The following is a 15,093-nucleotide window of genomic DNA, read 5'->3' as shown; positions in this document are numbered from 1 at the left end:
TGTCGTGTCTAATCGCTATTACTGATCTGCCGATAGATGGGCTCGATCAAGAGACCGTCAGTGATTTCTGATAGATCGCGAAACAGGCTTCTGCAAGTGCCGAACGCGGCGCGCTGCGACGCATGATCAGCCCCAGCCGGGCAAGGGTCCGGGCGTTTTCGATGGGCTGCAGTCGCAAATGATCGGTGAGGTTTTCGAGGCCGCTGTCCAGCGGCATCACCGCGCAACACAGACCACCGTGTACCGCTTGTAACAATTGGTGGACCGCGTCGGTTTGCAGCAACGGCTGTGGGGTCAGGCCACGGCTGTGAAAGTTATGGTCGATGGACTGGCGAAAATGCATGCCGCTAGTGAGCATGCCCAAGGGCAGTTCAATCAGCGACTCCCAACTCAGTGGCGCCTCGCCGAAACTGAAGAAACGCTGATCGTAGAGCAAGCCCATGCGGGTTTCGCTAAAGGCCAGGGAATCGAAACGCTCGCCGTCCAGATGCTCCAGGTACGACACGCCAAGGTCGAGACGGTTGTTTGCCAGTTGTTCGAGGATCTGCTCGGAACTCAGGGCCGAGAGTTCGAAGCGCAGGTTCGGGTGTTCGGCGTGCAGGCGTTGCATCAGCGGCACCGGGTCGAAACTCGACAATGGCACCACGCCCAGGCGCAACGTACCCACGAGGTTGCCGCGGCAGGCCGCCGCTTCGGCCTGCAAGCCGTCGTAAGCTGCCAGTACCGTACGCGCCCACGCCAGCACGCGCTCGCCCGGCGCGGTGAAACCTTCGAAGCGTTGACCGCGATTGACCAGCGGCAATTCGAGTTCTTCTTCGAGACTGCGCAGGCGCATGGACAGGGTTGGCTGGGTGATGTGACAACGTGCGGCGGCCTGGCCGAAGTGGCGGGTTTCGTCCAGAGCGATGAGGAATTTGAGCTGCTTGATGTCCATCTTCGCTCCAGGGCGCAGGCAAGGTTTGCGATTCTACCGCCTGCGCGGGGTTGGGTCATTGGTCGGCTGGGAACCGGACTTTAAGAGGCTGGTCTAGTCTTGGGCGTCTGGAACCCATACCGCAATGGTGTCGTTCACGAAGGATGCGAACGACACAGATCCGGTGGGAGCGTGGCTTGCCCGCGATGCAGGCGACTCGGTCTAAAGCCCTGCGATGAGCTCCCGATAATCCCCCACCGCCGCAAACTCGGCCGTGTCCTTCGGCCCTTTACGGCTGTCCGGCTCGCTCACGGCCAACAGGTGTGCCACGCCAAAATTGCGTGCGCTGCGCAGGATCGGCAAAGTGTCGTCGATAAACAGACTGCGCGCCGGGTCGAAGCCGATGTCGGCCTGCAAGGCATCCCAGAACTGCGGGTTTTCCTTGGCGAAACCGTAATCGTGGGAGCTGATCAACCGCTCGAAATATGGCGCCAGTTCAATTTTTTCCAGTTTCAATGACAGCGAATCGCGGTGGGCGTTGGTGATCAGCACCACGCGTTTGCCAGCCCGTTTGATCGCCGCCAGAAAAGTGTCTGCATCCGGGCGCAGGGCGATCAGGTGCGCGGTTTCCAGTTTCAGCTCGCGCACCGACAGTTTCAGCTCGGCGCTCCAGAAGTCCAGGCAATACCATTGCAACTGACCGGCATGGCGTTCGAACAGCGGCTGCAATTCCAGCTCTGCCATGGCCAGGCTCACCCCGTGCAGCTCGGCATAACGCTTTGGCAGGTGCTCCATCCAGAAATGGTTGTCGTAGTGCAGGTCCAGCAGCGTGCCGTCCATATCCAGCAAAACGGTATCGATGTCGCGCCAGGGCAGCAGGGACATAAAAAACTTCTCCAGCGGTAAAAAAGATATCCGAGGTAAACAATCAGGATAGGCCCTGTAGGAGCGGGCTTGCTCGCGAAGACGGTGTGCCAGGCAACATTAACGTCGACTGACACGCCATTTTCGCGAGCAAGCCCACTCCCAGATGAATTGCCCAGCATTAGCGATAGCCCGGGTATAGTAACCCGCTTACGCCAAGGAGCCGTCTATGCGCCAGAAACCCACCGTACTTGCCCGCGAGATCGTCGCCACCAGCCGATTGTTCTGCGTCGAAGAGCTGAAGTTGCGTTTTTCCAATGGCGTGGAGCGCACCTACGAGCGCCTGGTCGGCAAAGGCGCCGGTTATGGCGCGGTGATGATCGTGGCGATGCTCGACGCGGATCACGCGGTGCTGGTGGAGGAATACTGTGGCGGCACCGATGCCTACGAGCTGTCCCTGCCCAAAGGCTTGATCGAGCCGGGCGAAGACGTGCTGGCGGCGGCCGAGCGCGAGCTCAAGGAAGAGGCCGGGTATGGCGCGCGGCAGCTGGAGCATCTGACTGAGTTGTCGTTGTCACCTGGCTACATGAGCCAGAAGATCCAGGTGGTGCTGGCCACCGATCTGTACGAAGAACGCCTGGAGGGTGACGAGCCCGAGCCGATGGGGATGGACAAGATCAATCTGCGTGAATTGTCGGCGTTGGCGCAGAACCCGCGATTCACTGAGGGCCGTGCCTTGGCGGCGCTGTATCTGGCCCGTGATTTGCTGACTCAGCGCGGGGTATTCCTGCCATGACGCTGAATTTCCCCCATCCGTTGATGGCGCCGGTGGTTGAACTGGCATTGCAGGCTGGCGAGGCGATTCTTCCATTCTGGCGGGTCAATGTTGCCGTGACGGCAAAGTCCGATGATTCCCCGGTCACGGCCGCCGACATGGCCGCTCACCATGTGATTCTGGCCGGGCTGACGGCGCTGGATCCGAGCATTCCGGTGCTGTCCGAAGAGGACGCCAACATTCCTCAGAGTGTGCGCGCCGGGTGGCAGCGCTGGTGGCTGGTCGATCCGTTGGATGGGACCAAGGAGTTCATCTCCGGCAGCGAAGAGTTCACCGTCAACATTGCACTGATCGAGCAGGGGCGTGTGGTGTTCGGCGTGGTGTCGATGCCGACCAACGGGCGCTTTTATGCCGGCGGTTCCGGGCTGGGCGCCTGGCGTGGCGATAAAGGCGCCGAGCCGTTGCCGATCCAGGTGCGCGAGGTTCCGGCTGCGGGTGAAGCCTTCACGGTGGTTGCCAGTCGTCGGCATTCGAGCCCTGAGCAGGAGCGGCTACTTGCGGGATTGAGCGACAGCCTGGGTGAGCTGCAACTGGCCAATATCGGCAGTTCGCTGAAGTTTTGCCTGCTGGCGGAAGGGGCGGCGGATTGTTATCCGCGCTTGGCGCCGACTTCGCAGTGGGACACAGCCGCGGCTCAAGGCGTACTGGAAGGAGCCGGCGGCGAGGTGCTGGATTTGAGCGGTGAGCCGTTCTGCTATCCGGCGCGGGAATCGTTGTTGAATGAGTTCTTCCTGGCGCTGCCGGCCAAAGCGGCTTGGCGGGAGAAATTGTTGGCGTTGGCCCGCAATTAAGATCGTTCCCACGCTCCGCGTGGGAACGCAGCCCGTGACGCTCCGCGTCACTGGACGCGGAGCGTCCCTAGAGGCATTCCCACGCAGAGCGTGGGAACGATCAGTCATCGGTGAAGGACGTACTGCCCGGTAAACCTCACCGCATCCTCATCACTCGCTGAATTCACAATCCGCGAATGCAGCGTCAACCGCGCCCGACCATAGCGTCGATACATCGCCACAAACTTCCTCCACACGGCAGCACTCGGTGCCTGGCAAATCGCCGTCGCGTCCATGGTGACCGGCAGCGGATAGCTGATCTGCCCTTCCTGAATCACGATGTGCCCGTCTTCGATGCCTTCTTCGCGCAAACGTAAATGCAGCCAGCCCCAGCCGGCCAGCACTGCGCCGCAATACAGGCTGCCACCGAACATGGTGCTCTTGTGATTGACGTTGGGCGCAAGCGGCAGGTGCAGGCGCAGTTGTTGGTCGTGCCAGTCGAGCACTTTGAGGCCCATGTCCCGCGTCAGGGGAATGTCGTGATGGAGAATCGATTCCAGGTGACGACTGTCGCGGCTCATGCAGGGGTCTCTTGTATGAAGATGGTGATTTGACGGTAGCTCAATCGAGTTCGTCAGTGTGGCTGCTGGCGCCGCTGTCGGCGAAGTTCAGGCCATGCTTGCGCAGTTTGTCGTGCAAGGTTTTACGCGGAATGCCGAGCGCTTCGGCAAGGCTGCGCAGGGAACTGTGCGAGCGCGCCAGTTCGGCGGCAATCAGACTCTTCTCGAAGTTCTCCACTTGCTCGCTCAGGCCGCCGCTGACCACTTCAACCGTGCTGCCAACTCCGCCATCCGGCGCGCTGTTGTCCAGTGCCAGTTCCAGGCCAAGGGCAAAACGTTCGGCGGCGTTCTGCAGTTCCCGCACGTTGCCTGGCCAGCTGTGACGCAGCAGCAGCGCCCGTTGCCCCGGTTGCAGTTCGTGGGGCGGCAAGCCGTGGCGGGCGCTGGCTTCGTCGGCGAAATGCTGGAACAGCATCAGCGCATCTTCGCCCCGCTCGCGCAATGGCGGAATGCGCAACGGTGCGACGTTCAGGCGGTAATACAAGTCGGCACGGAAGCGCCCTTGATCGGCGGATTGCCGCAGGTCTTCCTTGGTTGCGGCAATGATGCGGATGTCCAGCGGGATTTGCTGGTTGCCGCCCAACCGCTCGACGACCCGCTCTTGCAGCAAGCGCAGCAATTTCACCTGCACGTCCAGGCTCATGCTTTCGATTTCATCGAGGAACAATGTGCCGCCGTTGGCGAATTCGAACTTGCCGATGCGGCGCTTCTGCGCGCCGGTGAACGCACCGGGCTCGTGACCGAACAGCTCGCTTTCCACCACCGACTCGGCCAGGGCCCCGGCGTTGATTGCCACGAACGGGCCGTTACGTCGACTCGACAAATCGTGCAGTGCGCGGGCCACCACTTCCTTGCCCGCACCGGTTTCGCCGAGGATCAGCACGTCGGCCTTGGTCGCTGCCAGCGCACCGATCTGCTCGCGCAGGCGCAGCATCGGCGCCGATTGCCCGACCAGTCGAGCGCTCAGCTCGTTGCGATCGCTCAGGGCCAGACGCAGGCTGCGGTTGTCCAGCACCAGCCGGCGCAAGGCCAGGGCACGGCGCACGCTGTCGAGCAGGGCGTCACTGGCGAAAGGTTTTTCCAGAAAGTCATAGGCCCCGGCGCGCATGGCTTGTACGGCCAGTGGCACATCGCCGTGGCCGGTGATCAGCAGCACCGGCAGCTCCGGGTCCTGGGCGTGGAGATCGGTCAGCAGTTCGAGGCCGTCCATGCCCGGCATGCGGATGTCACTGACCACCACGCCCGGCCAGTCGCGTTCCAGTTGCCCGGCCAGGCCCTTGGCTTCAGCGAGCGGCAGGATCTTCAGGCCGGCCAGGTCCAGGGTCTGGCTCAAGGCCTGGCGCAGGTGGGGATCGTCGTCGATCAACACGACCTGGATGCGGTTGTCGATGGTCATGCACTTCGGTCCTCGGACGGTTGCAGGCTCACACCCGGTGCGCCTGCACGCAGCTTCAGGGTAATCAGGGCGCCGCCTTCCTTGTGGTTGGAGAACGACAGTTCACCACCGAAGGCGCGCATCAGGGTGTCGCAGATGGCCAGCCCCAAGCCCAACCCCTGAGTGCGGGTCTTGGTGGTGTAGAAGGGCTCGCCGGCACGCCCCAGCGCCTCCATGCAGAACCCGGGGCCGTTGTCGCGGATGTACAGATTGACGCCATTGGCGGTGGATTCGGCACTCAACCAGAGTTTACGCGGCGGGCCTTTTTCCGTCAGCGCATCGAGGGCATTGGCCAGCAGGTTGCCGAGTACCTGGCGCAGACGGGTTTCCCCGGCTTCGACCCACAGGGTGGCGGCCGGCAGGTCACGGATCAGCTCGACTTCCATGCTCCGTCGGCGTTTGGCCAGTAACGCCAGCGCATCGTCCAGCGCCGGTTGCAGGGCGACGCTTTCCGGGGCGTGGCGATCACGCCGGGCGAAGGCGCGCAGGTGGGCGATGATCGACGCCATGCGCCCGGTCAATTCGCTGATCAGCTTGAGATTGCCGCGAGCATCCTCGGTGCGCTCATGATCGAGCAGCACTTCGGCGTTTTCGGCATAGCTGCGGATCGCCGCCAACGGTTGGTTGAGTTCATGACTGATGCTCGCCGACATCGTCCCCAGCGCCGAGAGTTTGCCGGCCTGCACCAGGTCATCCTGGGCGCGCACCAGTTCCTGCTGGGCGTGTTCGCGCTCCAGCACTTCCTGTTTCAGTCGACGGTTGAGGCTCTCGAGGTCGCTGGTCCGTTCGGCGACCCGGCCTTCCAGTTCATGGCGGGCCTTGGCTTCGAAGGCGATCCGGTCCAGGTAATGGCGTCGGCGTTGCATCATCAGGCCGAGCAGCAGCATCAATACCAGCAGCGTTGCGCCGCCGATGGCCACCACCGTGCGCACCGGGCGGTCGATCAAGGTGCGCGGGGCGAGGATACTGACGCTCCAGCCGGTTTCTTCGATCTGCCGGGTTTGGGTCAGCCAGGCATTGGTGTCGAGACTCAGCGGCTTTGGGTCGCGGGTCGGATAGGGTTGAATCGCGGCGATTGCCTCGTTCTCTTCATCGCTCAATGGACGGGTCGAGCGGAACCGCCATTCTGGCCGCGATGTGAGGATGACCACGCCGTTGTGGTCGGTCACCAACAGTTGTTCCGGGGTTTTGCCCCAGAGGCTTTCGGTGTGGTCGAGGTCGACCTTGACCACCAGTACGCCGATGATTTTTTCGCGATCATGTACTGGTGCAGCAAAGAAGTAACCGCGCTTGCCCGAGGTGGTGCCCAGGCCGAAGAAGCGCCCCAGGCGCCCGGCCATGGCTTCACTGAAATAAGGACGGAAAGAGAAATTGCGGCCGACGAAGCTATCGTGTTTGTCCCAGTTGGAGGCCGCCAGCGTCTTGCCGGTGGTGTCCATCAGGTACATGACTTCGGCGCCGGTCTGGGCGCTGATGTGTTTGAGCAGGCGATTGGCATTGCCTTGAATCACGCCTTCGTCGGGTGCGCCCAACGTCGCACGCAGAGCGGGCAGGTCGCCGAGAATCTGCGGCAGCACTTCGTAACGGTGCAGAGTGCCGAGCAGGTTGGCGACGTAGAGGTCGAGGGTCTGACGGTTCTGCCCGGCCAGCTCGCTGCGATAGTAACGCTCGGCCAGATGCTCCAGCGGCCACAGCAAGGGTGCCAGGCACAGCGCAAGCAGTGCCAGGCTGCGCCAGCGGGGTCTGCGGGGGAGAGTTGGTGTCATGAGCATCAAGCGCCTGTGGGTACAGACGCATTATGCCTAGGCTTGCGGGCGCAGTCTGCGCACCCGGGATCAAGTGCACGCTGGCGGTGAAAATTCAGACAGGAATTCAGGAAAAAACTTCAGCGTCCTTGAAGAACGCGGCGGCCTGATCCTTGGCCGACAGCTTCGGTGCTTCGTCCAGCTGCCAGTCGATGGCCAGGTCCGGGTCGTCCCAGCGAATGCTGCGCTCGGCCGACGGGGTGTAATAGTCGGTGGTTTTGTAGAGGAACTCGGCGAAATCGCTCAGCACCACGAAACCATGGGCAAAACCTTCCGGCACCCAGAGCTGGCGATGGTTGTCGGCGGACAGGCGCACCGCGACCCATTTGCCGAAATGCGGCGAGCTGCGGCGAATGTCCACCGCCACGTCCAATACTTCACCAACGGTGACGCGGACCAGTTTGCCCTGAGTGTTTTCCAGTTGGTAATGCAAGCCGCGCAGTACGCCTTTTTGCGAGCGGGAATGGTTGTCCTGAACGAATTGGGTGTTCAGGCCGGTTGCTTCTTCGAAAGCCTTGGCGTTGAAACTCTCATAGAAGAAGCCGCGCTCGTCACCAAATACCTTGGGTTCGATGATCAGAACACCGGGCAGGTCGGTGGTGATTACATTCATGGTGTTTCTCCAGCAATAGGCGTTGATGGCCGACATTCTTACGCAAAGTGATGGCCGGTGCGAGTGCGGTGAAGGGAGTTGCTCGGGCATTGGATTCGCGCCAATCAGGGAAGGGGGTTGCGTATCGCCCCCGGCAGTGGCGATATAAGCGCCTAATAAAATTTCAGGGGTCGTTGTATGCCGCTCGCCACGTTGATTCACCGCGCCAGTCTGCCCAGCCCGCACGTGTCTGCGGCGCAAGCGCTAGAGCTGCTGGAAGAACATTACGGGCTGAGCGGGCAGCTGCAGGCGCTGGGTAGCCAGCAAGATCTCAACTACCGCGTCGACAGCGAGCAGGGGCGTTTCGTCCTGAAAATCTGCCGGGGCGACTATTCGGTGCTGGAGCTGCAAGCCCAACACGCAGGGCTCAAGCATTTGGCTGAGCATTCCGGCGTGCAGGTGCCGCGAGTGATCCCGGCCAAAAATGGCGTTGACCTGCTCTCCCTGGAGATCGGCGGTCAGGCGGTGCATGTGCGACTGCTCGATTACATTGACGGCCAGTCCCTGACGCACCTCGATCATCTGAACCATTCAGTGGTCGCCGGTTTCGGCCGGCTCTGCGGCGAGATGGACCTGGCGCTGGCCGATTTCGACCATCCTGGCCTTGAGCGCACCCTTCAATGGGACGCCCGCCACGCCAATGCGTTGATCGCGCATTTGCTGCCGGTGATCAAGGATGACCAACAGCGAACGCTGATGGCTGAAGCGGCCGAACAGGCCGAGCGCCATTTGCTGCCGCTGGTGGATAAGCTGCCGGTGCAGGCGATTCACATGGACATCACCGACGACAACGTGGTCTGGCAGCGAGATGCGCAACGCCAATGGCAGTTGCAGGGCGTCATCGATTTCGGCGACCTGGTCCGAACCTGGCGGATCACCGATCTGTCGGTGACCTGTGCCGCGCTGCTGCACCATGCCGGTGGCGATCCGTTCTACATTTTGCCGGCGGTTCGGGCTTATCACGCGGTCAATCCGTTGCAGCATGAAGAGTTGCTGGCGCTCTGGCCGCTGATCGTTGCCCGCTCGGCGGTGCTGGTGCTGAGTGGCGAGCAGCAGGTCAGCATCGATCCGGGCAATGAGTACAGTCGCGACAACCTGACCCATGAGTGGGAAATTTTCCGTGTTGCCGCATCTGTGCCGTTGGAGTTGATGGAGGCGGCGATTCTTACCGCGGTTGGTCAAAGCCTGCCGAGTATTGGCAGTGAAAGTTTCGCGCCATTGTTGCCGAGTCTGGTGGGGCGTGAGTTTGCCTTGATCGATCTGGGCGTGCTCAGCCCGCACTTCGAGGCAGGTAACTGGGAGCAGCAAGGGATCGATCTGCGTCTGTTGAGGGAAGCCGCCGCTGCTCATGGATTGGCGGCCAGTCGCTATGGCCAATATCGTCTGTCCCAAACCCGACCGGACAGTGCCAGCGAACCGGACACTTTCCCATTGCATGTGGCGTTGCAAGTGCCTGACGGCACGGCGGTCGAAGCACCTTTTGCCGGAGTCATCCATATCGAAGGGCAGAGCCTGCTGCAACTGGACGGCCCAGAGCTCAGCGTCCGGTTGTGGGGTGTAACCCCATCGGTGCGCAGTGGCGCGGCATTGGTCAAAGGCCAGGTGCTGGGCTCGGTCGGCGGACCGTTGATCGTACAGTTGTGCCGCAGTACTCAGCTCGATGCGCCGTTATTTTGCACACCTTCACGCGCCGCAGCCTGGCAGGCGTTGTGTCCGTCACCGGCCGCGTTGCTGGGCCTGGCCTGCGATGCAGAAGAAGAACTCGACCCGCAGGCATTGCTGGCCCGCCGCGACGCCAGTTTCGCCCGATCCCAGAAGCATTATTACGTCGATCCGCCGCGCATCGAGCGTGGCTGGCGCAATCACCTGATCGATATGCAGGGCCGCTCTTACCTGGACATGCTCAACAATGTCGCGGTCCTGGGCCATGGTCATCCGCGCATGGCCGCCGTCGCCAGCCGGCAGTGGTCGTTACTCAACACCAACTCGCGTTTTCACTATGCCGCGATTGCCGAATTTTCCGAGCGCTTGCTGAAGCTGGCACCGGACAACATGGACCGGGTATTTCTGGTCAACAGCGGCACCGAGGCCAATGACCTGGCGATTCGTCTGGCCTGGGCCTACAGCGGCGGTCGCGACATGCTCAGCGTGCTGGAGGCGTATCACGGCTGGTCGGTGGCGGCGGATGCGGTCTCGACCTCGATTGCCGACAACCCCAAAGCCTTGAGCAGCCGGCCCGATTGGGTGCATCCGGTGACCGCGCCGAACACCTATCGCGGTGAATTCCGTGGCCCGGACAGCGCGCCGGACTACGTGCGCAGCGTCGAACACAACCTGGCAAAAATCGCCGGGCAGAAACGCCAACTCGCCGGTTTCATCTGCGAGCCGGTGTATGGCAATGCCGGTGGTATCTCGCTGCCGCCGGGTTACTTGAAGCAGGTCTATGCATTGGTTCGCGCGCAGGGCGGGGTGTGCATCGCCGACGAGGTGCAGGTCGGGTACGGCCGCATGGGTAAATTCTTCTGGGGCTTCGAAGAGCAGGGCGTGGTGCCGGACATCATCACCATGGCCAAAGGCATGGGTAACGGCCAGCCGTTGGGCGCGGTGATCACTCGCCGGGAAATCGCCGAGGCGCTGGAGGCCGAGGGGTACTTCTTCTCGTCCGCCGGCGGCAGCCCGGTCAGTTGCCGGATCGGCATGGCAGTACTGGATGTGATGGAGGAAGAAAAACTCTGGGAAAACGCCCAGGTCGTTGGCGGGTATTTCAAGGAGCGCCTTGAAGCCTTGATCGACCAGCATCCGTTGGTGGGAGCGGTGCATGGTTCCGGCTTCTATCTGGGCGTGGAGTTGGTGCGCAATCGCGAAACCCTTGAGCCGGCGACCGAAGAAACCACCGCGTTGTGCGATCGCCTTCGTGAGTTGGGGATCTTCATGCAACCGACGGGCGATTACCTGAACATCCTCAAGATCAAACCGCCGATGGTTACCTCGCGTCAGAGTGTGGATTTCTTCGTGGACATGCTGTCGAAGGTGTTGGATGAGGGTTTGTAGGTATCGTGAATATCGATTGTTATCGGGTTTAAGTGAAATATTTTTGACGGAATGAATGTTTATCGCTTTTAAAGCCGATTTTTATCGGCTATAAAGTCGCGACTGCCCGCGCCGTGGACGAACCACGCCCGGTGCTTCCCATTTCTGTCATCGGTCGATGCCACACTCGACCCTCAAGCACTTGCCCAGGAGATGATTCATGAGCCGTATCGTTACCGTCGCCGCCACCCAGATGGCCTGTTCCTGGGACCTTGAAGCCAACATCGAGACCGCTGAGAAGCTGGTCCGTGAGGCCGCGGCCAAAGGTGCGCAAATCATCCTGATCCAGGAACTGTTCGAGGCTCCGTACTTCTGCCAGAAGCCGAATCCGGACTACCTGCAGCTGGCCACGACGGTTGAAGACAACGTCGCCATCAAGCATTTCCAGAAAGTTGCCAAAGAGCTGCAGGTGGTATTGCCGATCAGCTTCTACGAATTGGCCGGTCGGGCGCGTTTCAACAGCATCGCGATCATCGATGCCGACGGCAGCAACCTCGGGATTTATCGTAAAAGCCACATCCCGGATGGTCCTGGCTATCACGAGAAGTATTACTTCAACCCGGGCGATACCGGCTTCAAAGTCTGGAATACCCGTTACGCGAAAATCGGCGTGGGCATCTGCTGGGATCAGTGGTTTCCTGAGTGCGCCCGCAGCATGGCGCTGCAAGGCGCGGAGATCCTGTTCTACCCGACCGCCATCGGCAGCGAGCCGCACGACAAGACCATATTGTCCCGCGACCACTGGCAGCGCGTGCAACAAGGCCATGCCGGCGCCAACCTGATGCCGCTGATTGCCAGCAACCGCATCGGCAACGAAGAGCAGGATGGCTACGACATTACTTTCTACGGCTCGTCGTTCATCGCCAATCAGTTTGGTGAAAAAGTCCAGGAGCTGAACCAAACCGAAGAAGGCATTCTGGTTCACCGCTTCGACCTCGATGAGCTGGAACACATCCGCAGCGCCTGGGGCTCGTTCCGTGACCGTCGTCCGAACCTGTACAGTGCGATCAAAACCCTCGACGGTTCCCTGGAGTCCTGAAGCCATGACCACTTTGAACAGCACCCCTCGCGCCGACGGCTTTTACATGCCCGCCGAATGGGCGACGCAAACCCAGACCTGGATGATCTGGCCCGAGCGCCCGGACAACTGGCGTTTGGGTGGCAAACCCGCGCAAGCCGCGCACGTGGCGGTGGCCAAGGCCATCGCCCGATTCGAACCGGTGACCGTGGCGGTTTCCGCTGGCCAGTACGAAAACGCTCGCACCCGTCTCGATGTGCCGAATATTCGTGTGGTGGAGATGTCCAGCGACGACGCCTGGGTTCGGGACACCGGCCCGACGTTCGTCATCAATAACAGCGGCGAAGTCCGTGGTGTGGATTGGGACTTCAACGCTTGGGGCGGTTTCGATGGCGGTTTGTATTCGCCGTGGAACCGTGACTCGCAGGTGGCGGGCAAGATCCTCGAAATCGAGCGCAGTCCGCGCTACCGCACCGAGGGTTTTGTGCTCGAAGGCGGCTCGATTCATGTCGATGGCGAAGGTACCCTGATCACCACCGAAGAGTGCCTGCTCAACCGCAATCGCAACCCGCACATGAGCCGTGAGCAAATCGAAGCGGTGCTCTGCGCCAATCTGGCTGTGGATAAGATCATCTGGCTGCCGGACGGTTTGTTCAACGACGAAACCGACGGCCATGTGGATAACTTCTGCTGCTACGTGCGTCCGGGCGAAGTACTGCTGGCCTGGACCGACGACCCGCAGAACCCGAACTACCCGCGTTGCCAGGCGGCAATGAACGTGCTGCAAAACAGTACCGATGCCAAGGGACGCTCATTTACGGTGCACAAAATGCCGATTCCGGGGCCGCTGTATGCGACCGAAGAAGAGTGCGCAGGTGTGGACCCGGTGGACGGTACTCAGGAGCGCAATCCGACTGTTCGTCTGGCCGGCTCTTATGTGAACTTCCTGATCGTCAACGGCGGCATTATCGCGCCGAGCTTCGACGACCCGCTGGACGGTCCGGCCAAAGAGATTTTGCAGAGCCTGTTCCCGCAACACGAAGTGGTCATGGTGCCGGGTCGGGAACTGTTACTGGGGGGCGGTAACATCCACTGCCTTACCCAACAACAGCCCGCACCGCACAAGGCGTGAGTGAGTGAGGTCGTAACAGCTTAAGTTGATTGAAAAATCGATTGAGCAAAGGTTTATCCTCGTTATTACACAGAAAACCCGCAGCCCATCAGGACTGTGGGTTTTTTTGTATCCACTTATCGACACTTCGAAAACATTGGCACAGCTCTTGTATCTTCGCTGAGGCAACACGGGGAGGGAGAGAACTTCGATGTTCTGTCATAAACCTTGGATAAGTTAGCCGCTCACAAACCGGGAGAGAGCGCTGAGATGAACGCCGAAATGAACGTAGTGAGCGAGCGGGCACTGCATCCCCTGGCAATTAACAGCGAATCGCTCCAGGCTCTGGCGCAGTGGTTGAAGTCCAATGGAACGCGTCAGATCAGAGAGCCTGATCCGCGCCGGATGATGATCGAGCGCTACCCTGCTGGTTTATTCAGCGAGGCGGAACTGGAAGCATTGTGGGATGTGATGGAAGGATAAGAAGAAAAACAACGGATTGATAAAAGCGCTGCCGGGAAGGCGGCGCTTTTTTATGCCTGTTGGAAAATTTACGCCTGCAAGATCTTGCCCTTAAAAGCTGTAGTTGCCGGTCACGAAGCTCATTCGACCGATTCATGAAACAGACTGAAAGCCATTCCAGCGTTTTTCAGAAACTGTCTGGGGACTAATCTGCCGGCATTGAGTTTTCCTACGTTGTTGCCGGAGTCTTCCCATGATCCTTCATTACATTTACGACCCATTGTGTGGTTGGTGCTACGGTGCCAAGCCATTGGTGCAGGCCGCTCAAGCCGTATTGCCGGTGATTGCCCACGGCGGCGGCATGATGACCGGCGCCAATCGCCAGACTGTTTCGCCACAACTGCGCAACTATGTGATGCCCCACGACCGACGCATCGCCGAGTACACCGGCCAGCCGTTTGGCGAGGCCTATTTCGAAGGTCTGCTGTGCGATGAAACGGCGGTGTTCGATTCCACGCCGCCGATTGCCGCCGTATTGGCGGCCGAGCAGATTGCTGGACGCGGACTAGCATTGCTGGGGCGTTTGCAGACGGCCCATTATGTGGAAGGTCGACGCATCGCTGACGAAGCCGTTCTGCTGGAACTCGCTATACAAATGGGTCTTGAACCTGAGACGTTCCAACAGGCATTTAATGAAGCCGACACTGATCGCCATATAAAGGACAGCCGCGGACTCCTGGCCCGTGTCGGCGGTCAGGGCTTTCCGACCTTCGCGCTGGAACAGGATGGCCAGTTCACCCTGGTCGATATCGGCCCCTGGCTTGGCAAGCCGCAAGCGTTCGCCCACTGGTTGAGCCAGTCACTCCCGGCAAAGGAGTCTTCATCCGTGTTTCAAGCTTGTGGTCTCGACGGCTGCGCCCATTGAATTCATCTGGAGTCATCATGGATAACCTGAGCCTGATCAAAAGCACTTACGAAGGTGCCAACTCCCAGGAGAACGCGCGCAACACCGCCGCGGCGCTGGCCGATGACGCGCGCTGGACCGAAGCGGCGGGTTTTCCGTATGCCGGGACCTACGTCGGCTTCGACGCTATCGTCGAAAACGTCTTCAAGCGCCTGGCCACGGAGTGGGAAGATTTTCAGTTCAAGGTCGAGAACTATGTCGCCCAGGACGACCAGGTATTTGCCTACGGCAATTACAGCGGCATCTACAAAGCCACCGGCCGTGCGATGAACGCCCGAGTTGCTCACTTGTGGACTCTGGCCGACGGCAAAGTCACCCATTTCGAACAATTCGTCGACAGCCATATCGTGCAATTGGCTGTCGCTGACAAGTGAAGAGTTGTTCAGAGTCGATAGAAACCCCGACGGGTTCGGTTTTTTTTCGCCTCATGATCGTAAGAAAACACTGAAAACGACTGTTTTCGATCGTAAAAAGTCGAATTGAAGCAACTTCATCCTGCGTTTCAAGCAACGCTTGATATGCCTGAAATTCTTTCTCATGGGCCGTAATTTCTA

Annotated in this window: 14 protein-coding genes; 8 read left to right on the top strand and 6 right to left on the bottom strand. The window is 60.3% G+C overall.

Annotated features, from left to right (window positions below):
* Positions 1–46: 46 nt before the first annotated feature.
* Positions 47–934, bottom strand: a complete 888-nt coding sequence (locus HCU66_RS02455; protein WP_205886930.1) for a LysR family transcriptional regulator — start codon at positions 932–934, stop codon at positions 47–49.
* A 201-nt stretch (positions 935–1,135) separates the two neighbouring features.
* Positions 1,136–1,798 (bottom strand): GMP/IMP nucleotidase, encoded by a 663-nt coding sequence (gene yrfG, locus HCU66_RS02450; RefSeq protein ID WP_205886928.1) that lies wholly within the window; start codon positions 1,796–1,798, stop codon positions 1,136–1,138.
* Positions 1,799–2,006: 208 nt separating this feature from the next.
* Between yrfG and nudE the strand changes: the two genes are divergently transcribed.
* Together nudE and cysQ are read left to right on the top strand one after the other, a co-directional pair.
* Complete coding sequence (gene nudE, locus HCU66_RS02445) at positions 2,007–2,573, top strand: ADP compounds hydrolase NudE (RefSeq protein WP_205886926.1); 567 nt, start codon at positions 2,007–2,009, stop codon at positions 2,571–2,573.
* Positions 2,570–3,403: a 3'(2'),5'-bisphosphate nucleotidase CysQ gene (gene cysQ / locus HCU66_RS02440; RefSeq protein WP_205886924.1), complete on the top strand. Its 834-nt coding sequence runs from the start codon at positions 2,570–2,572 to the stop codon at positions 3,401–3,403. Before nudE ends, cysQ begins: the two co-directional genes overlap by 4 nt.
* A gap of 104 nt (positions 3,404–3,507) precedes the next feature.
* Here cysQ and HCU66_RS02435 read toward each other — a convergent pair whose 3' ends face one another.
* The 4 genes from HCU66_RS02435 to rfbC form a co-directional block, all read right to left on the bottom strand.
* Positions 3,508–3,963, bottom strand: coding sequence for a thioesterase domain-containing protein (locus HCU66_RS02435; protein WP_205886922.1), 456 nt, complete (start codon positions 3,961–3,963; stop codon positions 3,508–3,510).
* A gap of 40 nt (positions 3,964–4,003) precedes the next feature.
* The gene (locus HCU66_RS02430; protein WP_205886920.1) at positions 4,004–5,398 is read right to left on the bottom strand and encodes a sigma-54-dependent transcriptional regulator; all 1,395 of its coding nucleotides are present in this window, start codon (positions 5,396–5,398) and stop codon (positions 4,004–4,006) included.
* Complete coding sequence (locus HCU66_RS02425) at positions 5,395–7,203, bottom strand: sensor histidine kinase (RefSeq protein ID WP_205886918.1); 1,809 nt, start codon at positions 7,201–7,203, stop codon at positions 5,395–5,397. The genes HCU66_RS02430 and HCU66_RS02425 overlap by 4 nt, the downstream gene beginning before the upstream one ends.
* A 106-nt stretch (positions 7,204–7,309) precedes the next feature.
* Positions 7,310–7,855, bottom strand: coding sequence for a dTDP-4-dehydrorhamnose 3,5-epimerase (gene rfbC, locus HCU66_RS02420; RefSeq protein ID WP_205886916.1), 546 nt, complete (start codon positions 7,853–7,855; stop codon positions 7,310–7,312).
* A gap of 177 nt (positions 7,856–8,032) precedes the next feature.
* Between rfbC and HCU66_RS02415 the strand changes: the two genes are divergently transcribed.
* The 6 genes from HCU66_RS02415 (at position 8,033) to HCU66_RS02390 (ending at position 14,913) form a co-directional block, all read left to right on the top strand.
* Complete coding sequence (locus HCU66_RS02415) at positions 8,033–10,945, top strand: aminotransferase (protein ID WP_205886914.1); 2,913 nt, start codon at positions 8,033–8,035, stop codon at positions 10,943–10,945.
* Positions 10,946–11,144: 199 nt separating this feature from the next.
* A complete protein-coding gene (gene aguB / locus HCU66_RS02410) occupies positions 11,145–12,023 on the top strand; it encodes an N-carbamoylputrescine amidase (protein WP_205886912.1) in 879 nt (292 codons plus the stop codon).
* A gap of 4 nt (positions 12,024–12,027) precedes the next feature.
* Positions 12,028–13,134, top strand: coding sequence for an agmatine deiminase (aguA, locus tag HCU66_RS02405; protein WP_205886910.1), 1,107 nt, complete (start codon positions 12,028–12,030; stop codon positions 13,132–13,134).
* A gap of 249 nt (positions 13,135–13,383) precedes the next feature.
* Positions 13,384–13,596, top strand: a complete 213-nt coding sequence (locus tag HCU66_RS02400) for a hypothetical protein (RefSeq protein ID WP_205886909.1) — start codon at positions 13,384–13,386, stop codon at positions 13,594–13,596.
* A 232-nt stretch (positions 13,597–13,828) separates the two neighbouring features.
* Positions 13,829–14,500, top strand: a complete 672-nt coding sequence (locus HCU66_RS02395) for a DsbA family protein (protein WP_205886908.1) — start codon at positions 13,829–13,831, stop codon at positions 14,498–14,500.
* A gap of 17 nt (positions 14,501–14,517) precedes the next feature.
* Positions 14,518–14,913, top strand: a complete 396-nt coding sequence (locus tag HCU66_RS02390; RefSeq protein WP_205886907.1) for a nuclear transport factor 2 family protein — start codon at positions 14,518–14,520, stop codon at positions 14,911–14,913.
* Positions 14,914–15,093 lie beyond the last annotated feature (180 nt).

The sequence above is a fragment of the Pseudomonas frederiksbergensis genome, assembly GCF_017114915.1.
Classification (GTDB): domain Bacteria; phylum Pseudomonadota; class Gammaproteobacteria; order Pseudomonadales; family Pseudomonadaceae; genus Aquipseudomonas; species Aquipseudomonas frederiksbergensis_I.
The sequence above is the reverse complement of the archived record's forward strand: the minus strand, read 5'-3'. Positions and strand labels throughout refer to the sequence as shown.